17 protein-coding genes are annotated in these 17,951 nt (G+C 70.2%); 13 read left to right on the top strand and 4 right to left on the bottom strand.

Features of this window, described 5'->3' with window-relative positions:
* The coding region (locus ACIBB8_RS28455) for an amidohydrolase family protein (RefSeq protein ID WP_398956841.1) at positions 1-540 on the top strand (540 nt) is incomplete at its 5' end.
* A gap of 178 nt (positions 541-718) precedes the next feature.
* Here ACIBB8_RS28455 and ACIBB8_RS28450 read toward each other — a convergent pair.
* Positions 719-1,681, bottom strand: coding sequence for an RNA polymerase sigma factor SigF (locus tag ACIBB8_RS28450; protein ID WP_398956852.1), 963 nt, complete (start codon positions 1,679-1,681; stop codon positions 719-721).
* 304 nt (positions 1,682-1,985) lie between these two features.
* Here ACIBB8_RS28450 and ACIBB8_RS28445 point away from each other — a divergent pair, with 304 nt between their 5' ends.
* From ACIBB8_RS28445 to ACIBB8_RS28420, 6 genes are all read left to right on the top strand, one after another.
* Positions 1,986-2,354, top strand: coding sequence for an STAS domain-containing protein (locus ACIBB8_RS28445; RefSeq protein WP_398956839.1), 369 nt, complete (start codon positions 1,986-1,988; stop codon positions 2,352-2,354).
* 236 nt (positions 2,355-2,590) lie between these two features.
* Complete coding sequence (locus tag ACIBB8_RS28440; RefSeq protein ID WP_398956837.1) at positions 2,591-3,094, top strand: ATP-binding protein; 504 nt, start codon at positions 2,591-2,593, stop codon at positions 3,092-3,094.
* Positions 3,095-3,266: 172 nt separating this feature from the next.
* Positions 3,267-3,941, top strand: coding sequence for a peptidase (locus tag ACIBB8_RS28435; protein WP_398956835.1), 675 nt, complete (start codon positions 3,267-3,269; stop codon positions 3,939-3,941).
* Positions 3,942-4,011: 70 nt separating this feature from the next.
* Positions 4,012-5,004 carry a hypothetical protein gene (locus ACIBB8_RS28430; protein ID WP_398956833.1) on the top strand — a complete coding sequence of 331 codons (993 nt, stop codon included), beginning with the start codon at positions 4,012-4,014 and terminating at the stop codon, positions 5,002-5,004.
* Positions 5,001-6,128: a hypothetical protein gene (locus ACIBB8_RS28425; protein ID WP_398956830.1), complete on the top strand. Its 1,128-nt coding sequence runs from the start codon at positions 5,001-5,003 to the stop codon at positions 6,126-6,128. Before ACIBB8_RS28430 ends, ACIBB8_RS28425 begins: the two co-directional genes overlap by 4 nt.
* 14 nt (positions 6,129-6,142) lie before the next feature.
* On the top strand, positions 6,143-7,507 hold the full coding sequence (locus ACIBB8_RS28420) for a hypothetical protein (protein WP_398956850.1): 1,365 nt from the start codon (positions 6,143-6,145) through the stop codon (positions 7,505-7,507).
* A 73-nt stretch (positions 7,508-7,580) separates the two neighbouring features.
* On the opposite strand, the gene ACIBB8_RS28415 is transcribed toward ACIBB8_RS28420, so the two are convergent.
* The gene (locus tag ACIBB8_RS28415) at positions 7,581-9,071 is read right to left on the bottom strand and encodes an oligopeptide:H+ symporter (RefSeq protein WP_398956828.1); all 1,491 of its coding nucleotides are present in this window, start codon (positions 9,069-9,071) and stop codon (positions 7,581-7,583) included.
* A 491-nt stretch (positions 9,072-9,562) separates the two neighbouring features.
* Here ACIBB8_RS28415 and ACIBB8_RS28410 point away from each other — a divergent pair, with 491 nt between their 5' ends.
* Entirely contained in the window at positions 9,563-10,240 is a 678-nt protein-coding gene (locus ACIBB8_RS28410) for a response regulator transcription factor (RefSeq protein WP_398956826.1), read from the top strand.
* A 15-nt stretch (positions 10,241-10,255) separates the two neighbouring features.
* Complete coding sequence (locus ACIBB8_RS28405; RefSeq protein ID WP_398956824.1) at positions 10,256-11,521, top strand: ATP-binding protein; 1,266 nt, start codon at positions 10,256-10,258, stop codon at positions 11,519-11,521.
* A 56-nt stretch (positions 11,522-11,577) separates the two neighbouring features.
* On the opposite strand, the gene ACIBB8_RS28400 is transcribed toward ACIBB8_RS28405, so the two are convergent.
* Positions 11,578-12,087, bottom strand: a complete 510-nt coding sequence (locus ACIBB8_RS28400; RefSeq protein WP_398956822.1) for a GtrA family protein — start codon at positions 12,085-12,087, stop codon at positions 11,578-11,580.
* A 176-nt stretch (positions 12,088-12,263) separates the two neighbouring features.
* Here ACIBB8_RS28400 and ACIBB8_RS28395 point away from each other — a divergent pair, with 176 nt between their 5' ends.
* The 4 genes from ACIBB8_RS28395 to ACIBB8_RS28380 all read left to right on the top strand — a co-directional run bounded on the left by ACIBB8_RS28395 (position 12,264) and on the right by ACIBB8_RS28380 (position 16,467).
* Positions 12,264-13,403, top strand: a complete 1,140-nt coding sequence (locus ACIBB8_RS28395) for a 5-(carboxyamino)imidazole ribonucleotide synthase (RefSeq protein WP_398956820.1) — start codon at positions 12,264-12,266, stop codon at positions 13,401-13,403.
* Complete coding sequence (gene purE, locus ACIBB8_RS28390; RefSeq protein ID WP_266984915.1) at positions 13,400-13,939, top strand: 5-(carboxyamino)imidazole ribonucleotide mutase; 540 nt, start codon at positions 13,400-13,402, stop codon at positions 13,937-13,939. The genes ACIBB8_RS28395 and purE overlap by 4 nt, the downstream gene beginning before the upstream one ends.
* Positions 13,940-13,971: 32 nt before the next feature.
* Positions 13,972-15,204, top strand: a complete 1,233-nt coding sequence (locus ACIBB8_RS28385; protein WP_398956818.1) for a dipeptidase — start codon at positions 13,972-13,974, stop codon at positions 15,202-15,204.
* Between the two features lie 117 nt (positions 15,205-15,321).
* Positions 15,322-16,467, top strand: coding sequence for a dipeptidase (locus ACIBB8_RS28380; RefSeq protein ID WP_398956816.1), 1,146 nt, complete (start codon positions 15,322-15,324; stop codon positions 16,465-16,467).
* 6 nt (positions 16,468-16,473) lie between these two features.
* Here ACIBB8_RS28380 and ACIBB8_RS28375 read toward each other — a convergent pair whose 3' ends face one another.
* Positions 16,474-17,817 (bottom strand): UDP-glucose dehydrogenase family protein, encoded by a 1,344-nt coding sequence (locus ACIBB8_RS28375; protein WP_398956848.1) that lies wholly within the window; start codon positions 17,815-17,817, stop codon positions 16,474-16,476.
* Positions 17,818-17,951 lie beyond the last annotated feature (134 nt).

The following is a 17,951-nucleotide window of genomic DNA, read 5'->3' as shown; positions in this document are numbered from 1 at the left end:
GGTCGCGAGGTCGGGGTTGTTTTGGCCCGGCCCCCCCCACGGGGGGCCACCCCCCCCCCCCCCCCCGCCCCCCCCCCGCCCCGCGCCCCGCCCGCCCCCCCCCCCGCCTCCGCCGACCACTGCACGCACCTCACCGACGCGGACGTCGACGCCCTCGCCCAGGGCAACACCGTCGCCACACTCCTCCCCGGCGCCGAGTTCTCCACCCGCGCGAACTGGCCAGACGCCCGCCGCCTCCTCGACGCGGGCGCCACCGTCGCGCTGTCCACGGACTGCAACCCGGGCTCGTCGTTCACCTCGTCCATGCCCTTCTGCATCGCCCTGGCCGTACGCGACATGGGCATGACTCCGGACGAGGCTCTCTGGTCCGCCACCGCGGGTGGCGCGGCGGCCCTGCGCCGCACGGACATCGGCCGCATCTCCCCGGGCGCCCGCGCCGACCTGGTCCTCCTCGACGCCCCCAGCCATGTCCACCTTGCCTACCGGCCGGGCGTCCCCCTGGTCCAGGCGGTCCGGCAGCGCGGCGAGCGCGCCCTCTGAGCGATATCTCCGGCCTCGCCCCTCCGAACGGCGCTCTCCCCGCCCGCGCCCTGCACCGAGCACCCGTCAACCATGCGGAAGGACCTGCCCTTTGTCGGGACAGGTCCTTCCGCACGTGGTCCCGCGGGGCACGGGCAAGAGGCCGCGCACACAGGTGGGGCGGCCTCTGAGGCCGGGATCATTCCTCCACTGTCAGGCCCTTCCTGAGCTTGACCAGCGTCCGGGAGAGCAGCCGCGAGACATGCATCTGGGAGATGCCGAGCTCGTCGCCGATCTCCGACTGCGTCATATTGGCGACGAAGCGGAGCGAGAGGATCTTCCGGTCGCGACCGGGCAGCGAGGCGATCAGCGGCTTCAGGGACTCGACGTACTCGATGCCTTCGAGTCCGTGGTCCTCGTAGCCGATCCGGTGCGCCAGCGCGCTCTCGCTCTCGTCCTCCTCGGCCTTGGCGTCGAGCGAGCTCGCGGTGTAAGCGTTGCTCGCGGCCATGCCTTCGACGACCTCGTCGCCGGTGAGTCCGAGGCGCTCGGCGAGTTCGCCCACGGTAGGCGCGCGGTCGAGCTGCTGGGCGAGTTCGTCGCCCGCCTTGGCCAGGTCCAGCCGCAGCTCCTGCAGCCGGCGCGGGACGCGCACGGACCAACTGGTGTCGCGGAAGAATCGCTTGATTTCGCCGATGACGGTCGGCATCGCGAAGGTCGGGAACTCGACGCCCCGGCTCAGTTCGAACCGGTCGATGGCCTTGATCAGGCCGATGGTGCCGACCTGGATGATGTCCTCCATCGGTTCGCTGCGGGAGCGGAACCGTGAGGCGGCGAACTTGACCAGGGCCAGGTTCAGTTCGACGAGTGTGTTGCGTACGTACGCGTACTCGTGGGTGCCCTCTTCGAGGGATTCGAGCCGCGCGAAGAGTGTCTTCGACAGCGCTCTGGCGTCCGTTGCGCCCACTTCGTCGTACGGCGGGATCTCGGGAAGTCCTTCGAGACCGTCGCTGCCCTTGGCGGTGCTGATGTTGCTGGTGCTGCTGGTGCTGCGGCGCGGAGCGGGTACGGCGACCGCGGCAAGGGAGTCTGATTCGGTCAGTCCCTGAGGACATGCTGACGTCGCGACGTGGGTACGTGGTCCGTCGAGCCGGGGTGACATGGTCTCCTCCATCGTTCTCGGCATATGGCTGCCGATGCCATGCGTGTTCCTGCGGTGAAGCGGCGCCTCCAAAGCCGGTCGTGTTTCGGGTGTCCCTCTACCCTTACCCGGTCCTGACGTGCGGATACAACCACCAATTGTGGCCATATGTCCGGTTTGTTGAGGTCTTCGGCTACCGTGCGTCCTGCGGAACGCGTAGTGTTTTGTGAACGTCAGCGACAGCTACACACGCAACCGCACGCGCCGTCGCAGAGGTGACGCGCACGGTGACGCAGGCAGTGACGAACGGCGAAGAGGGACGGGCATGGACCGCCAGACGGTCGGCAGTGCGAACCGGGGTCGACTCCAGGTCGAGGTCCGGACCGAGGGGCGCAGTGAAGTAGTGACGCCGGTGGGTGAGTTGGATCACCACACCGCCGACCTGCTCCGCGAACCCCTGGAGAGCGCGGTCGAACAAGGACGGGCCCGCCTGGTGATCGACTGTTCGCGACTCGAATTCTGTGATTCCACCGGGCTCAATGTGCTGCTCGGTGCCCGCCTCAAGGCGGAGGCGGCCGGGGGAGGGGTCCATTTGGCCGGAATGCTGCCGATGGTGGCCAGGGTCTTCGAGATCACCGGGGCCGAGGCGGTCTTCACCGTCCACGACTCCCTCGAATCGGCGCTGGACACCTGATCGTGGCCCGGAGCGCGGCCTCACCCGTCCCGGGTGTCGCCTGCGTCACGCATTCCGCACGGGCGAAGCGGGTGTTGTCACGATACGGCCGGGCAGGAGACATCCCGGCGAACCTCCTGTGACCCGGGTGGCCCGCACACTCTGTATGCGGCCGGTATCCGTATCGGCGGCTGCGCCCGTATCTGTATCTGTAACTGTTCAATGGCGACATGGTGAATCGGTGAGGTGAAGCGCTGATGAGCACCACCCGGCAGCAACCGCCGGGCGACCTCGGCCGGGAGTCGGAGGGCGCGGGCGACGGCGCCGACGCAGCCTCCCCCGGGCCCGTCGGCCGGCGGTGGCGCACGCTGCCCCTGCGGCAGGTCAGCGGCATCGTGCCGACAGCCCGCGATTTCGCCCGTCAGGCACTCCACGACTGGGGCTGGCTCCCCGCGTCGAGCGCCGACCGCCGCGCAGCCGCCGAGGACGTCCTGCTGGTCGTCTCCGAACTGGTGACGAATGCCTGCCTGCACGCGGAAGGGCCCGAGGAGCTTCGTATCGCCTGCACCTCCAAGGTGCTGCGGGTGGAGGTCGTCGACGGTGGTGCGGGACAGCCCGCGCCGCGCACCCCGCACCGGGCGGGCCGGCCCGGCGGACATGGCATGTTCATCGTGCAGCGGCTCTGTCTGGACTGGGGTGTCCAGCGGGTGCCGGGTGAGCCCGGCAAGACCGTATGGGCGGAGCTGGCCGCTCCCGCGTAGTCACCACCGAACCGTCGGGCCGTGCGGCCCTCCCCCTTGCCCTCGAAGAGCGCGCCGGATCGGCGCGCTCTTTGTCTTCCCTCCATACGGCCCCAGGCGTACCTTGAGCGCCCGATCTGATGTGTCGTCAGTAACTTGCGTCGGAGTGTTGCGGCGCGCGGCGACTTCCGGCATGAGGGGAACTGAGGTGCTGTACCCGAAGCGAACAGCTCTCGCACTGGCGTCCGCGCTGGCCGGCTCGGTGGTGCTGCTGGCCGCGCCCGCCGCCCACGCCACGGTCGTGGACGTCGGCTACACCTGCAAGACGCCGATCGGCGCCAAGAGCGCGGTGTCGCCCATCGACATCAAGGGCGTGAAGAGCGGGAGCAGTTACACGCTCACGATGTCCTTCCAGAAGGGCGTCTCGTCCAGCCCCGTCGAGCTGGGCAAGGGCGCCATGAAGCCCAGCGCGGTCATCCGGCTGAGCGGCGCCGAATCGGGTCAGGTCCAGGTCTCGGGACCGGCGAACGCCGAGGCGATCCCCGCGAACACCCCGATCAAGATCAGTGACCTGTCGGGTACGTACACCCCGAAGAAGAGCGGCAAGGTCGGCTTCACCGCTGGAGTGCTCACCATCAAGGCGCTCGGTACGACCACGACCTGCACCCCGGGCAACAGTCCGAAGCCGTCGCTCGAACTCGATGTGACGGCGGCGGGCGGCTCGAAGGACACCCCGGAGACCACCCTGCCGAAGACCGGACCGCTCGACTCGGCGATGGCGCTCGGGACGCTCGGCGGCACGGTACTGCTGACCGGGGCGGCCGGGGTGCTGTGGCTGACCCGGCGCGGACAGCGGGCCGCGGGCTGAGCTCCACGGAGCCGCCGCGCGCCGTCCGTACGTACACGCCCGTTCTGTACGCACCAGGGAGCCTGCCGCTATGCCACCGTCGACCGGTCACGCCGCCCGAGCCGTTCTCGCAGCGCTGCTGTGCGCTTTCGCCTGCGCCTTCTCCGCGACCCCGGCGACTGCCGCCGGCCGGAGCGGCGCGGACTGGACGGCGCGGCCCGCGGCGGGCGGTGGGACCCGGAGCGGCGAGGACGGCGGCAGACCGTACTTCTATCTGGAGGGACTGCCCGGCACTGTGCTGCAGGACCGGCTCTCCGTCACCAACCCGGGCACCGCCCCGGTCACCGTGCGACTGCGCGGGGCGGACGCGTACAACGCCGAGGGCGGTGACGTCGCCGTACGCGGAACGAAGGTCTCCACCGGGACCGGCGCCTGGCTGCGGCTCGCCGCGGACCGGGTGACCGTGCCCGCCCGTACCCGCGCCGAAGTGCCGTTCTCCGTCACCGTCCCGGCAGGTGCGTCACCAGGCGACCACCCGGGGGCGATCGTCGCCGAGAGCTCCGGGCGCTCGGTGGCCGTACGCGTCCATCTGCGGGTCAGCGGGCCCACGCTGACCGCGCTGACCGTCGAGGAGGTCAGCGTGTCCGGGCGGGCCATCCACTACACCCTGGTCAACCGGGGCAACGCGGCCCTCGCCCCACGCCTCGCCGTCAGCGCGGACGGGGTCTTCGGCACCCTGCTCCGGCGCGAGGCACGCAATCTGCCGGTGGACCTGCTGCCCGGACAGCGGGTGAGACTCACCGAACCGTGGCGGGACGCCCCCGCCCTCGATTCCACCACCGTCCGGCTCCGCGTCACCGCCGCGGGCGGAGCGCACAGCGAGGCGACCGCCCCGGCGGTCTTCGTCCCCTGGGCGCCGGTGACCGGCGGCGCCCTGCTGGTCCCGGCCGCCGCAGGCGCGTACGCGTACCGGTTCCGGCGCAGCCACCGCCGGCCACCGGGCGACGGCGGCCCGGACCATGGCGACGCAGCTCGAACCCCGGCAGAGAGAGGGCACTTGGTGAAGGCGGGAGCGGAATCGTGAGACGACAGACCGGACCGGCGTCCCTCCGGCGCGGCAGCCACCAGTGGGCCGCCGCGTTGCTCGTCGCGCTGCTGCCCACCTTGCTGCTCCTGCCCGCGCCCGGCGCCCGCGCGGCGGACGAAAAGCCCGCGGTCACCCTCTCCGGGAAGCAGGCGGGCAAGGGCGGCGACATTACCGTCAAGGGCACCGGATGGCGGCCGAACACCCTGCTGATGATGCTGATCTGCGGACAGTCCGCGCCCGCCACGGGCGTCATCGGCGGCACCAACTCCTGTGCCAACGCCGACGGACGCGCCGTCACCACCGACGCCAAGGGCGCCTTCAGCAAGAAGATGCCGGTCTCCGAACCGCCCAAGCCGTGCCCCTGCGTGGTGCATGTCGCGACGGTCACCGGGGAACAGGCAGCCGCCGACGCCGGGTTCGTCGTCGCCGGACATCCCGTCGCCCCACTGCCGGAACAGACGGACGGCGGAAAGCTCGCGGTGCTCGCCACCACCCGGCTGGAGGGCGACAGCGGAATCCTCACCTGGTTCGGCGCCCCGCCCTCCCGGCAACTCGTCTTCACCGTGGGCAACCTCGGCTCGGCGCCGGTCAAGGACCCGGTCTTCCGGGTCGGCACCGCGCACGGCGTCTTCGCCCCGCAGTGGGAGGAGCGGCAGTGGCGCGGCACCATCGCGCCCGGCCGCAAGGCACAGATCGGACTGCCGGTCGAACTCACGGCGGGCGCCCACGGCGACTACCGGATCTCCCTGCGGTACGGGACGAAAACACTGGCCGAACAGCCGTGGGGGGTGGGTCGCCCCTGGGGCGTCACGCTCTTCTGGATCCTGCTCTGCGTCGTCGTACCGGCCGCGGTGTTCCGTATCGGCATGGCGATCGTCGACAAGGTGCGGCCCCGCGCCGCGTACACCCCGGCCCGCGCCGGTCGTCACCGCCATCCGCTGCCGGCGGGCGTGACGGCGAAGCTCCCGGGTCTGCGCCGGGGACCGCGCACCCCGGCGCCCCCCTCGACAGCGTCCGTGGCAGGGCCCGCCCCGGGCGCGACCACCACGGCCGCGCTGCCGTGGTTCACACCGGATTCCGCACCGTCAGAGAACAGACCCACGACGAAGGGACATTCGTGAGCACGCAACGGAGGATGAGCGCGGCCGGAGTCGCGCTGATGCTCGGCGGCGCGGGGATCCTGCTGGCCGCGAGCCCAGCCCTGGCTGCCGACGTCTCGTACAAGACGGAGTGCATACCGCCGTCCATCTCCGGACTGCCTCCTGTGCAGGGCACGACCGAGGTGCAGCTGACCGCACCTGCCGAGGCAAAGGTCGGGGACAGCGTCGAGGTGGTGTGGAAGACGGTCCAGGCCGCTTCCAGGAACCCCGACGTCCTGGACCTGGAGAAGGACACGGTCAAGCCGACCGGCACCATCGAGGTCGGCGGTGCGGCCACGGGAACGCTGCAGATGGAAGGGCCACGGCAGAACCCGCCGATCCCCAGGAACAGCGCCATGGTGCTGCCCGACATGAAGGGCACGCTGAAGCTGGAGAAGGCCGGTGAGATCACGCTGACACCGGGCGCGTACAACATCAACGTGTCGAAGCCGGTCTCCACCGACACCAAGTGCTCCCCGAAGGAGACCGTTCAGCCGGGCGCGACGATCAAGGTCACGGACGGCGGCGGTACGACAGCGGGTGGTACGACCACGGGCACGACAGCGGGTGGCACGACCACCGGCTCCACTGCGGCGGGCGGCACGACTGCGGGCGGCACGACGGCGGCGGGGGGAACGACGGCGGGCACGACGGCCGGCGGAACGGACACCGGAGGCGCTGACTCCGGCGGCACCACCGCCGGGTCGAGCGGCGGCGGTGGTCAGACCGACTTCGAGGGCAAGGAGGTGTCTGTCGCGTACGCCTGCAAGACCCCGATCGGTGACAAGAACGCCACCTCCCCGGTGAAGATCGACGCGAAGAAGAACGGCGGCAGCTTCGACCTCACGGTGAAGTTCAGCAAGTCGGTCATGGACAGCCCCGCCGACATTCCGGCCGATTCGGTGAAGCCCTCCATGGAGGTCAGGCTCGGCGGAGCAGACAAGGGCACGGTCCATGTCGAGGGCCCCGCCAACAAGGAGCCCATCAGGTCCGGCGAACCGATCGGGATCCCCGATCTCACGGGTACGTACAAGCCGGGCGCGAGCGGTAGGTCCACCCTCAGCCCGGGCGTGCTGACCGTGAAGGCGCTCGGCACGACGACGACCTGCACCCCGCCCGCCGGTGTCGCGGTCTCCCTGGAGCTGGACACCTCGTCCCAGCCCGGCGGGGCCGTGGGCGGCTCGGGCACGGGCGGCGCCACGGCCGGCGGCGGCACGGACTCCGGAGGCGGACTGGCCGAGACCGGGACCGAGGACAACGGCACCCTGCGCGCACTCGGCCTGGTCGCCGGTACGGCGATCCTGCTGGGCGGCGCCGTGTTCACGTTCACCCCGTGGCGCAGGCTGCGCGGCACCCGGTGAGCTGAGCCGCCGGGAACGCGAAGGGCCGCTGCACCGGCGATCCGGTGCAGCGGCCCTTCAGTGCTTCAGTGCCTCAGTGCACGTCGCCCATGAGCTGCTTGACCTTGTTGCGGTACATGAAGATCGCGACACCCGCGGCTGCCGCGAGGGCGGCCTGCAGAGCGACGATACCGGTGCCGTTCAGGCCGACACCCGCGATGGAGAGCAGACCCGTGGTGCAGTCACCGGCGGTGACGGCCAGGAACCAGACACCCATCATCTGGCTCGCGTACTTGGCCGGGGCCATCTTCGTGGTGACGGAGAGACCGACCGGGGACAGCGTCAGTTCGGCGACGGTCTGCACGAAGTAGATCGCGACCAGCCACATCGCGGCGGCCTTGTGACCGTCCGTGGCGATCGTCAGCGGCATCAGGAAGAGGAAGAACGACGCGCCGACCAGCACCAGACCGGAGCTGAACTTCACGATCGTGCTCGGCTCCTTGCCACGCCGGTTCAGCGCCAGCCAGAAGGCGGCGAAGACCGGGGCCAGCGCCATGATCAGGACCGGGTTGACCGACTGGTACCAGGAGACCGGGAAGTCCCACCCGAGGATGCTGTTGTCGGCCGAGGTGTCGGCGAAGATCGCCAGGGTCGAACCGCCCTGGTCGTAGATCATCCAGAACATGGCGGCGGCGACGAAGAACCAGATGTAGCCGGACATCTTCGACTGCTCGGCGGCGCTGAGCTCCTTGTCGCGCTTGATGCGCGTCAGGACCATCACCGGAATGATCAGACCCGCGACGGTGATCGGGACCAGGATCCAGTTGAGCGTGTAGACGCCGGTGACAACCGTCACGATGTAGAAGACGGCCGCGACGGCCAGCCAGATCATGCCCTTGCGCAGCGTGCTGGCGCGCTCGGCGGCCGACAGCGGCTTCGGGACGACGAGGCTGCGCTCGTTCAGGTGGCGGGTGCCGAGCAGGTACTGGGTGAGGCCCAGCCCCATGCCGACCGCGGCGAGCGCGAAGCCCAGGTGCCAGTTGACGCTCTCACCGATGGTGCCGATGACCAGCGGGGCGGCGAAGGCGCCCACGTTGATACCCATGTAGAAGACGGTGAAGCCACCGTCGCGGCGCGGGTCGTCCGGTCCGTCGTAGAGGTGGCCGACCATCGTGGAGATGTTGGACTTCAGCAGACCGGAACCGATGGCGACGAGTCCGAGGCCGGCGAAGAAGGTGCCCTGCAAGGGCAGCGCCAGCGCCAGGTGGCCGATCATGATGACCGTGCCGGCGACGGCGACCGTCTTGCGGGGGCCCCAGACACGGTCGCCGAACCAGCCGCCGGGCATCGCGAGCAGGTACACCAGCGACACGTAGACCGAGTAGATCGCCGTGGCCGTGGCGGGGTTCATGTGAAGCCCGTCGGGAGCGATCAGGTAGAGGGGAAGCAGGGCCCTCATGCCGTAGTAGCTGAAGCGCTCCCACATCTCGGTCATGAAGAGAGTGGCCAGGCCGCGGGGGTGGCCGAAGAAGGTCTTCTCGGAACCAGCCGTGCCGGCGGAGTCCTTCGTCAGGCTGGACGCCATGGTCGATCCTTGCTCGCTCGGGACGCGACGCCTTGTGAGCGTGACGCGCCCGGTGGGGGGAGGCCGGCACCGACGCGTCACATGCCCCATCCCTCACGCCTGGAAGGGATGTGCTCCGGACTCCGCACGGTGTACGGAGCGGGTACCGGAGTCGGGGGACCAGCTGCATCGGGATCCACGCCCGGCGCACATCCTTGCGCTCCGGGCCCGGCCACAGGTCATTCACTGAAGTCAGGGCTGGTGGGTACCAGCCCGTGCACAAAAGAGACCCTTGGCGCTTAAAGCTGCCCAAAGGTCTTTGAGTAGTGCAACAGGCGTTGAGTCACCATACGACACCACGGTGGTCGATATGGAAGGACTTGAGACATGGATCACAGGTTCATGTGCAACCAAATCGCATATTCCAAGGCGGCTCTCCGAATTGGGATGCAGACCTACAGGCCTTGTGGATCACCTCCCGGTGGCCGCCCCATGCGGACTACCATCACTCCATGACCCGTGTACTGCTCGCCGAGGACGACGCTTCCATCTCGGAGCCGCTGGCTCGCGCCCTGCGTCGGGAGGGTTACGAGGTCGAGGTCCGCGAAGACGGTCCGACCGCTCTCGACGCCGGCCTCCAGGGCGGCATCGACCTGGTCGTGCTCGACCTGGGCCTGCCCGGGATGGACGGCCTCGAAGTAGCCCGACGGCTCCGAGCCGAGGGCCACACCGTGCCGGTCCTGGTGCTCACCGCCCGCGCCGACGAGGTGGACACCGTCGTCGGCCTGGACGCCGGAGCCGACGACTACGTCACCAAGCCGTTCCGCCTGGCCGAACTTCTCGCCCGGGTCCGGGCGCTGCTCCGGCGCGGCGCCACCGACCCGGCCCCGCAGCCCGCCACGCACGGGGTGCGGATCGACGTCGAATCGCACCGGGCCTGGATGGGCGACGAGGAGCTCCAGCTCACCGCGAAGGAGTTCGACCTGCTGCGGGTCCTGGTTCGCGACGCCGGCCGGGTCGTCACCCGCGACCAGTTGATGCGCGAGGTCTGGGACACCACCTGGTGGTCGTCCACGAAGACGCTCGACATGCACATCTCCTGGCTCCGCAAGAAGCTCGGCGACGACGCAGCCAACCCTCGCTACATCGCGACCGTCCGGGGCGTCGGCTTCCGGTTCGAGAAGAGCTGACATACAGAAGCAGTCATGCGCCGCCGACTGATCAACTCCACGCTCGCCGTGGTGCTCGTGGTGATCGCCGTGTTCGGCGTCTCCCTCGTCATCGTCGAGACCCGCACCATCAGCCACAGCGCCCAGGAGAGTGTCGACTCCGAGGCGCTGCGGCTGATCAGCGTGGTCGAGAGCCGGCTCCTCGGGGCGGAACGGATCAATCCCCGGGTGCTGGCCGAACAGGTCGCCCACAACCGGTACGCCCTGGTCGAGATCCCCGGCCGCACGCCCATCGCAGTGGGCACGCGTCCCACCGGCAGTGTGATCAGAAGTACGGCGAAGGGGGAGCAGGGCGAGAAGGTCACCGTCGAGGAGTCCCGCTCCGCCGTCACCCGTGAGGTCGGGCGCACGCTCATGATCATCGGTGCGGTGGCGCTGCTCGCGATCGTCTCCGCGGTGCTCCTCGCCGTACGTCAGGCCAACAAACTGACCTCGCCGCTCACCGACCTCGCCGAGACCGCGGAACGCCTGGGCTCCGGTGACCCGCGGCCGCGCCACAAGCGGTACGGGGTGCCGGAGCTGGACCGGGTCGCGGACGTCCTGGACTCCTCCGCCGAACGGATCGCCCGGATGCTGACCGCGGAACGCCGGCTCGCAGCCGATGCCTCCCACCAGCTCCGCACGCCGCTGACCGCGCTCTCCATGCGGATCGAGGAGATCTCCGTCACCGACGACCCGGACACGGTGAAGGAGGAGGCGAACATCGCCCTCACCCAGGTCGAGCGCCTCACCGACGTGGTGGAGCGGCTGCTGACCAACGCCCGCGACCCGCGCACCGGCTCGGCGGTCGTCTTCGACCTCGACGAGGTGGTCAAGCAGCAGATCGAGGAGTGGCGCCCGGCCTACCGCGGCGAGGGCCGCGCCATCGTCCGCTCCGGCAAACAGGGCCTGCGGGCCGTCGGCACGCCGGGCGCGGTCGCCCAGGTGCTGGCCGCACTGATCGAGAACTCACTGATGCACGGCGGTGGCACGGTGGCCCTGCGCACCCGGGTCACCGGCAACCAGGCGGTCATCGAGGTGACGGACGAGGGCCCCGGCGTCCCGCCCGATCTGGGCGCCAGGATCTTCGAGAGGACCATCAGCGGCCGCAACTCGACGGGAATCGGCCTCGCGGTCGCCCGCGACCTGGCCGAGGCGGACGGCGGTCGCCTGGAACTGCTCCAGCAGCAACCGGCGGTCTTCGCCCTGTTCCTGAGCCGGGTGGCCCGGAACCGCGAGGAACCGGAACGACCGGTCCGCTGAATCGAGCCCGCCGAGGGGAGACCGGGGGCGAAGCGGCAATCGGACACCCCGGTGCCTCAACGTCGTACGGGCTCCGCCGGCACCCGCTCCGCGGCCCCGCGCCCCTGTGCCACCACGGCTACGCCGTCTGCGACAGGCAGCGCCTTGAACACCCAGCTCCGGTAGGACCAGAACCGGAACAGCGTCGCGATCCCGATTCCCAGGATCTTGAAGACGTTGCTCTGGATCGGGCCGTCCCACCCGAACCCGTACGTCGCCGTGTACAGCACACCGTTCTCGATCGCCGCACCCACCGCGCTGAACAGCAGGAACAGCGTCAGTTCCCGGGTCCGCCCGGTCTTGTCACGGTCCCGGTACGTCCAGTAGCGGAAGCCCACGTAGTTGAAGAGGATGGCGACGAACGTGGCCAGCAGACTGGCCCGCACCACTTGAAGGTCCGTGGTGTGCCACAGCAGGTTGGACACCGCCACATTGACCAGCAGACCCATGGCACCGACCACGCCGAACTTGGCGACCTCCCGGGCCAGCGCATCCAGCCGGGTCCGTAGTACGCCCCGTTCGTTCATGGTGATGACTCAGCCCCGTCCATGGATTCGGTCAACCCGGTCATGCTATCCAGGCCTCCTAGGAGATTCCTGTGAGCATCCACAGAGGCGTGGCGAGCCTGTGACACGGAGTCTCCGGCCGCCGTCCCCCGGGGGCATCGTCCGGCGGTCCCCGGGACGCCCGATACCCTGGAGGCGTGACGTTCCCGGTAGTCGGCATGGTCGGCGGCGGTCAGCTCGCCCGTATGACCCACGAGGCGGGCATCCCCCTCGGCATCAAATTCAAGCTCCTCAGCGACACCCCTCAGGACTCGGCGGCCCAGGTGGTGAGCGAAGTCGTCATCGGCGACTATCGCGACCTGGACACGCTGCGCGCCTTCGCACGCGGTTGTGATGTGCTCACCTTCGATCACGAGCACGTCCCGACCGAGCATCTGCGGGCCCTGGAGGCGGACGGCATTCGGGTACGCCCCGGCCGCGACGCGCTGGTGCATGCCCAGGACAAGGGGGTGATGCGCGCGAAGCTCGACGAGATCGGAGCGCCCTGCCCCCGCCACCGCATCGTGACGGACCCGGCGGACGCCGCGGCGTTCGCGGCCGAGGTCGGTGGGTTCCCCGTCATTCTCAAGACGGTCCGCGGCGGCTACGACGGCAAGGGCGTCTGGGTGGTCCGCTCCGAGGCGGACGCGGCCGACCCGTTCCGGGCGGGTGTCCCGGTCCTCGCCGAGGAGAAGGTCGACTTCGTACGGGAGCTGGCGGCCAACATCGTCCGCTCGCCGCACGGCCAGGCAGTCGCCTACCCGGTCGTCGAGTCGATCCAGGTCGACGGCGTCTGCGACACGGTCATCGCCCCGGCCCCCGAGCTGAGCGAGCAGCTCGCCGGCGAGGCCCAGCAGCTGGCCCTGCGGATCGCCGCCGAGCTCGGTGTCGTCGGCCACCTCGCCGTCGAACTCTTCGAGACCCGTGATGGCCGCATTCTTGTCAACGAGCTCGCGATGCGCCCGCACAACTCCGGGCACTGGACCCAGGACGGCGCGATCACCTCCCAGTTCGCCAACCACGTCCGGGCCGTTCTCGACCTGCCGCTCGGCGACCCGCGCCCGCGCGCCACCTGGACGGTCATGTGCAACGTCCTCGGCGGCGACTACCCGGACATGTACCAGGCGTACCTGCACTGCATGGCCCGCGACCCCCAGCTCAAGATCCACATGTACGGCAAGGACGTGAAGCCCGGCCGCAAGGTCGGACACGTCAACACCTACGGCGACGACCTGGCGGATGTGCGTGAGCGCGCCCGGCACGCGGCCGACTACCTGCGAGGAACGATCACCGAATGACTTCCCCCGCCTCCGCCGCGCCGGTCGTCGGCATCGTCATGGGTTCGGACTCCGACTGGCCCGTCATGGAAGCAGCGGCCAAGGCCCTCGACGAGTTCGAGATCCCGTACGAGGTCGACGTCGTCTCCGCCCACCGCATGCCGCACGAAATGATCGCGTACGGGGAGAACGCCGCGGACCGCGGCCTCAAGGCGATCATCGCGGGCGCGGGCGGCGCAGCCCACCTGCCCGGCATGCTCGCGTCGGTCACCCCGCTGCCCGTCATCGGCGTCCCGGTTCCGCTGAAGTACCTGGACGGCATGGACAGCCTGCTGTCCATCGTGCAGATGCCGGCCGGTGTGCCCGTCGCGACCGTGTCGGTCGGCGGTGCGCGAAACGCGGGTCTGCTCGCCGCCCGTATCCTCGCCGCCCACGACAGCGAGCTGCTGGCCCGCATGCGGGAGTTCCAGCAGGAGCTGAACGACCAGGCGACCGAGAAGGGCAAGCGGCTGCGCAGCAAGGTCGAGGGCAGCGACTCCTTCGGCTTCGGCAAGTAGACACAGCGGACAACGAGCGGAAGCGGGCGACCATGGCGGATCAGATCACGGACCGGACCACGGACCACTCCGGGGACCACCTCGCACAGGCTGCGGAACTCCTCGCCGAGTACCCGGTCGTCGACGGTCACAACGATCTGCCCTGGGCGCTTCGCGAACAGGTCGGGTACGACCTGGACGCCCGCGACATCGCCACCGACCAGTCCGCCCACCTTCACACCGACATCGGTCGGCTGCGCGCCGGTGGCGTCGGCGCGCAGTTCTGGTCCGTCTACGTACGGTCCGACATGGCGGGCGAGCACGCCGTCAGCGCCACCCTCGAACAGATCGACGTGGTCACCGAGCTGCTGGACCGCTACCCCGCGGACCTGCGGCGCGCCCTGACCGCCGACGACATGGAGACGGCCCGCGCCGAGGGCCGGATCGCCTCCCTGATGGGCGCCGAGGGCGGCCACTCCATCAACAACTCGCTGGGCACCCTGCGCGCCCTGCACGCCCTCGGCGTCCGCTACATGACGCTCACCCACAACGACAACATCGCGTGGGCGGACTCGGCGACGGACGAGCCCGGCGTCGGCGGTCTCTCGCCGTTCGGCCATGAGGTGGTACGGGAGATGAACCGCACCGGCATGCTGGTCGACCTCTCCCACGTGGCGGCCACGACGATGCGCGACGCGCTCGCCACCTCCACCGCGCCGGTGATGTTCTCGCACTCCTCGTCGCGGGCGGTCTGCGACCACCCGCGCAACATCCCCGACGACGTTCTCGCGCAGCTCCCGGCCAACGGCGGCATCGCCATGGCGACCTTCGTACCGAAGTTCGTCCTCCCGGAAGCCGTCGAATGGACCCGCGCGGCGGACCAGAACATGCGCGACCACGGTCTGCACCACCTCGACACCACCGCGCAGGCCATGAAGATCCACGCGGAGTTCGAGGCCGCCCACCCGCGTCCGATGGCCACCGTGGCGACGATCGCCGACCATCTCGACCACATGCGTGAGGTCGCCGGGATCGACCACATCGGTGTCGGCGGCGACTACGACGGCACCGCGTTCCTCCCCGCAGGTCTGGAGGACGTCTCGGGCTACCCGAACCTGATCGCGGAACTGCTGGGCCGCGGCTGGTCCGCCGCCGACCTCGCCAAGCTCACCTGGCGCAACGCGGTACGGGTGCTGCGCGACGCCGAGGCCGTCGCCCGCGACCTGCGGACGCGACGCGGCCCGTCCCACGCCACGATCGAGGAACTCGACACCCCGGCGTCCTGACGTCCCCCGGGACGGGAGGACGCCCCCTCCCGTCCCCCGAACGCAGCAGCGTGCCGCGACCCCCCTGCCCGCACGTGAAACGGTGACCGTACGGCCGCCGAGTCACGGAGTCATCCCATGGCAGACCTGCAGGACCACGCCGACACCGCCGCCGCGATCAGGCAGCTCGACGCGGAATACGCACAGATATCGGCCCCCGCGAGGCTTTCACCGGCTCCGCACCCGGACGCACCGACGCCACCCGACCCACTGGCCCGCGCCCGCGCACTCCTCGCCGCACACCCGGTCGTCGACGGGTACAACGGCCTCGCCCACGCCGTCCGCTCCATCCCCTGGTGCGACCTCGAACTGGGCGAACGGGCCCTGGACACCGACGTCCCCCGGCTGCGCGCCGGCCGCGTCGGCGCCCAGTTCTGGTCCCTCCAGGTTCCCGCGGACCACGCCGGCGACCGGGCGGTCAGCGCCACCCTCGACCGCATCGACCAGGTCCGTGCCCTCGTCGCCGCATACCCTGAGGCCCTGCGCCCGGCCCACGGAGCAGGGGAGATGGCCGACGCCCGCAACTGCGGTCGCGTCGCAGCGCTGCTCGGCCCCGTCTCCGGCCACGCCCTCGCCGACTCGCTCGGCACCCTTCGTGCGTACCACGCCCTCGGCGTACGGGCGGTCACCCTCACCGGCACCAGCTGGACCGACCGCGGGGGCGGACTCACCCGCTTCGGCCAGGAAGTCGTACGCGAGATGAACCGGCTCGGCATCCTCGTCGACCTCACCGGAGCCTCGCCCGACACGATGCGCCGCGCATTCGCCGTCGCGAAGGCGCCGGTGATCTTCTCCCACTCCGCGGCCCACGCGCTCACCGACCATCCGTCGAACGTCCCCGACGACGTGCTGCGGATGCTGCGTTCCAACAACGGCCTCTGCATGGTCGGCTTCACCGCGGACCAGGTGGCCCGCGAGGGGACAGCCTCTCTGCGCGAGGTCGCCGACCATCTGGACCACGTGCGGGACGTGGCAGGCCCGGACTGCGTCGGCCTCGGCGCCGGATACGACACGGGGGCGACGCACGCCGACGGTCTCGCGGACGTCTCCCGCTACCCGCAGCTGATCGCCGAGCTACTGGAACGGGACTGGCCGGAGTCCGATATCGCCGCGCTGACCTGGGAGAACGCGGTACGTGTGATGCGTGAGGCCGAATTCGCCTCCCGTGCGGCACAGCTCCGCCGGGCCCCGTCGACGGCCACGATCGGCGAACTCGACCGGTAGGGCGTGTCAGGCGCGGGGCCGGCCCATCGCCCGGAACGTCCAGCCCGCCTCGCGCCACAGCGTGCTGTCCAGCGCGTTGCGGCCGTCGAGAATGATCCGGTGTGCGGCGGCCTCGCCCAGCGCCGCCGGGTCCAGCTCGCGGAACTCGCGCCACTCCGTCAGGTGCAGCACCACGTCCGCGCCGCGCACCGCGTCCAGCGCCGACTCGGCGTATCCGAGCGTCGGGAAGAGCCGCCGGGCGTTGTCCATGCCCTTGGGGTCGTAGACGGTGACCTGGCCGCCCTGGAGGTGGATCTGACCGGCCACGTTCAGGGCCGGCGAGTCGCGTACGTCGTCCGAGTCCGGCTTGAACGTCGCACCCAGCACGGCCACCCGCTTGCCGAGGAACGAGCCCCCGCCCACGGCCTCCCGGGCCAGCTCCACCATGTGACCGCGGCGCCGCATGTTGATGGAGTCGACCTCGCGGAGGAAGGTCAGCGCCTGGTCGGCGCCCAGCTCACCGGCGCGCGCCATGAAGGCCCGGATGTCCTTCGGCAGGCACCCGCCGCCGAAACCGATCCCGGCCCGCAGGAACTTGGCTCCGATCCGCTCGTCGTGACCGATCGCCTCGGCCAGCTTCGCCACATCACCGTCGGCGGCCTCGCAGACCTCCGCCATCGCGTTGATGAAGGAGATCTTGGTCGCCAGGAACGAGTTCGCCGCGGTCTTCACCAGTTCCGCGGTCGGGAAGTCCGTCACCACGAACGGCGACCCCTCCGCGACCGGCACCGCGTACACCTCGCGCAGCAGCTTCTCGGCCCGCTCGCTCTCCACGCCGACGACGATGCGGTCCGGGTGCAGGGTGTCCTTCACGGCGAAGCCCTCGCGCAGGAACTCCGGGTTCCAGGCCAGCTCCGCATCGGTTCCCACCGGCGCCAGTTCGGCCAGCCGTGCCGCGAGCCGGGCCGCGGAGCCCACCGGCACGGTCGACTTGCCGACGACCAGCGTGGGCCGGGTGAGCTGCGGTGCCAGCGACTCGAAGGCGGAGTCCACATACGACATGTCACAGGCGTACTCGCCGTGCTTCTGCGGGGTGTTCACGCAGACGAAGTGCACATCACCGAAGGCGCCGACCTCTTCCCACGAGGTGGTGAACCGCAGCCGCCCGGAGGATCCCTCGATGCCCGCGACGTGCTTGTGGAGCAGCTCCTCCAGTCCCGGCTCGTACATCGGGACCCGGCCACTGCTGAGCATCTCGATCTTCTCGGGCACGACATCGAGGCCGAGCACTTCGAAGCCGAGTTCCGCCATGGCCGCGGCGTGGGTGGCGCCGAGGTAGCCGGTGCCGATCACAGTGATCCTGAGGGCCATGGAGTGCTCCAGAGAGATGCGGACAGACATGCGGTGAACGAGCATAGTCGTGCCTCTGAAGGCCGGGTTTTACGGGCTCGGGGGACCCCTGTCGCGAAGCTCACGTGCAGCTCCCATAGGCCTTTGTGGGGCAG

Source organism: Streptomyces sp. NPDC051286 (genome assembly GCF_044455345.1).
Taxonomy (GTDB): Bacteria; Actinomycetota; Actinomycetes; order Streptomycetales; family Streptomycetaceae; genus Streptomyces.
The sequence above is the reverse complement of the archived record's forward strand: the minus strand, read 5'-3'. Positions and strand labels throughout refer to the sequence as shown.

Coding starts and splice junctions, on each gene's coding strand:
- ACIBB8_RS28405 (WP_398956824.1), top strand. CDS start 10,256: ATGCGCCGCCGACTGATCAACTCCACGCTCGCCGTGGTGCTCGTGGTG.
- ACIBB8_RS28435 (WP_398956835.1), top strand. CDS start 3,267: ATGAGGGGAACTGAGGTGCTGTACCCGAAGCGAACAGCTCTCGCACTG.
- ACIBB8_RS28430 (WP_398956833.1), top strand. CDS start 4,012: ATGCCACCGTCGACCGGTCACGCCGCCCGAGCCGTTCTCGCAGCGCTG.
- ACIBB8_RS28410 (WP_398956826.1), top strand. CDS start 9,563: ATGACCCGTGTACTGCTCGCCGAGGACGACGCTTCCATCTCGGAGCCG.
- ACIBB8_RS28375 (WP_398956848.1), bottom strand. CDS start 17,817: ATGGCCCTCAGGATCACTGTGATCGGCACCGGCTACCTCGGCGCCACC.
- ACIBB8_RS28440 (WP_398956837.1), top strand. CDS start 2,591: ATGAGCACCACCCGGCAGCAACCGCCGGGCGACCTCGGCCGGGAGTCG.
- ACIBB8_RS28445 (WP_398956839.1), top strand. CDS start 1,986: ATGGACCGCCAGACGGTCGGCAGTGCGAACCGGGGTCGACTCCAGGTC.
- ACIBB8_RS28380 (WP_398956816.1), top strand. CDS start 15,322: ATGGCAGACCTGCAGGACCACGCCGACACCGCCGCCGCGATCAGGCAG.
- ACIBB8_RS28420 (WP_398956850.1), top strand. CDS start 6,143: ATGAGCGCGGCCGGAGTCGCGCTGATGCTCGGCGGCGCGGGGATCCTG.
- purE (WP_266984915.1), top strand. CDS start 13,400: ATGACTTCCCCCGCCTCCGCCGCGCCGGTCGTCGGCATCGTCATGGGT.
- ACIBB8_RS28385 (WP_398956818.1), top strand. CDS start 13,972: ATGGCGGATCAGATCACGGACCGGACCACGGACCACTCCGGGGACCAC.
- ACIBB8_RS28450 (WP_398956852.1), bottom strand. CDS start 1,681: ATGTCACCCCGGCTCGACGGACCACGTACCCACGTCGCGACGTCAGCA.
- ACIBB8_RS28415 (WP_398956828.1), bottom strand. CDS start 9,071: ATGGCGTCCAGCCTGACGAAGGACTCCGCCGGCACGGCTGGTTCCGAG.
- ACIBB8_RS28400 (WP_398956822.1), bottom strand. CDS start 12,087: ATGAACGAACGGGGCGTACTACGGACCCGGCTGGATGCGCTGGCCCGG.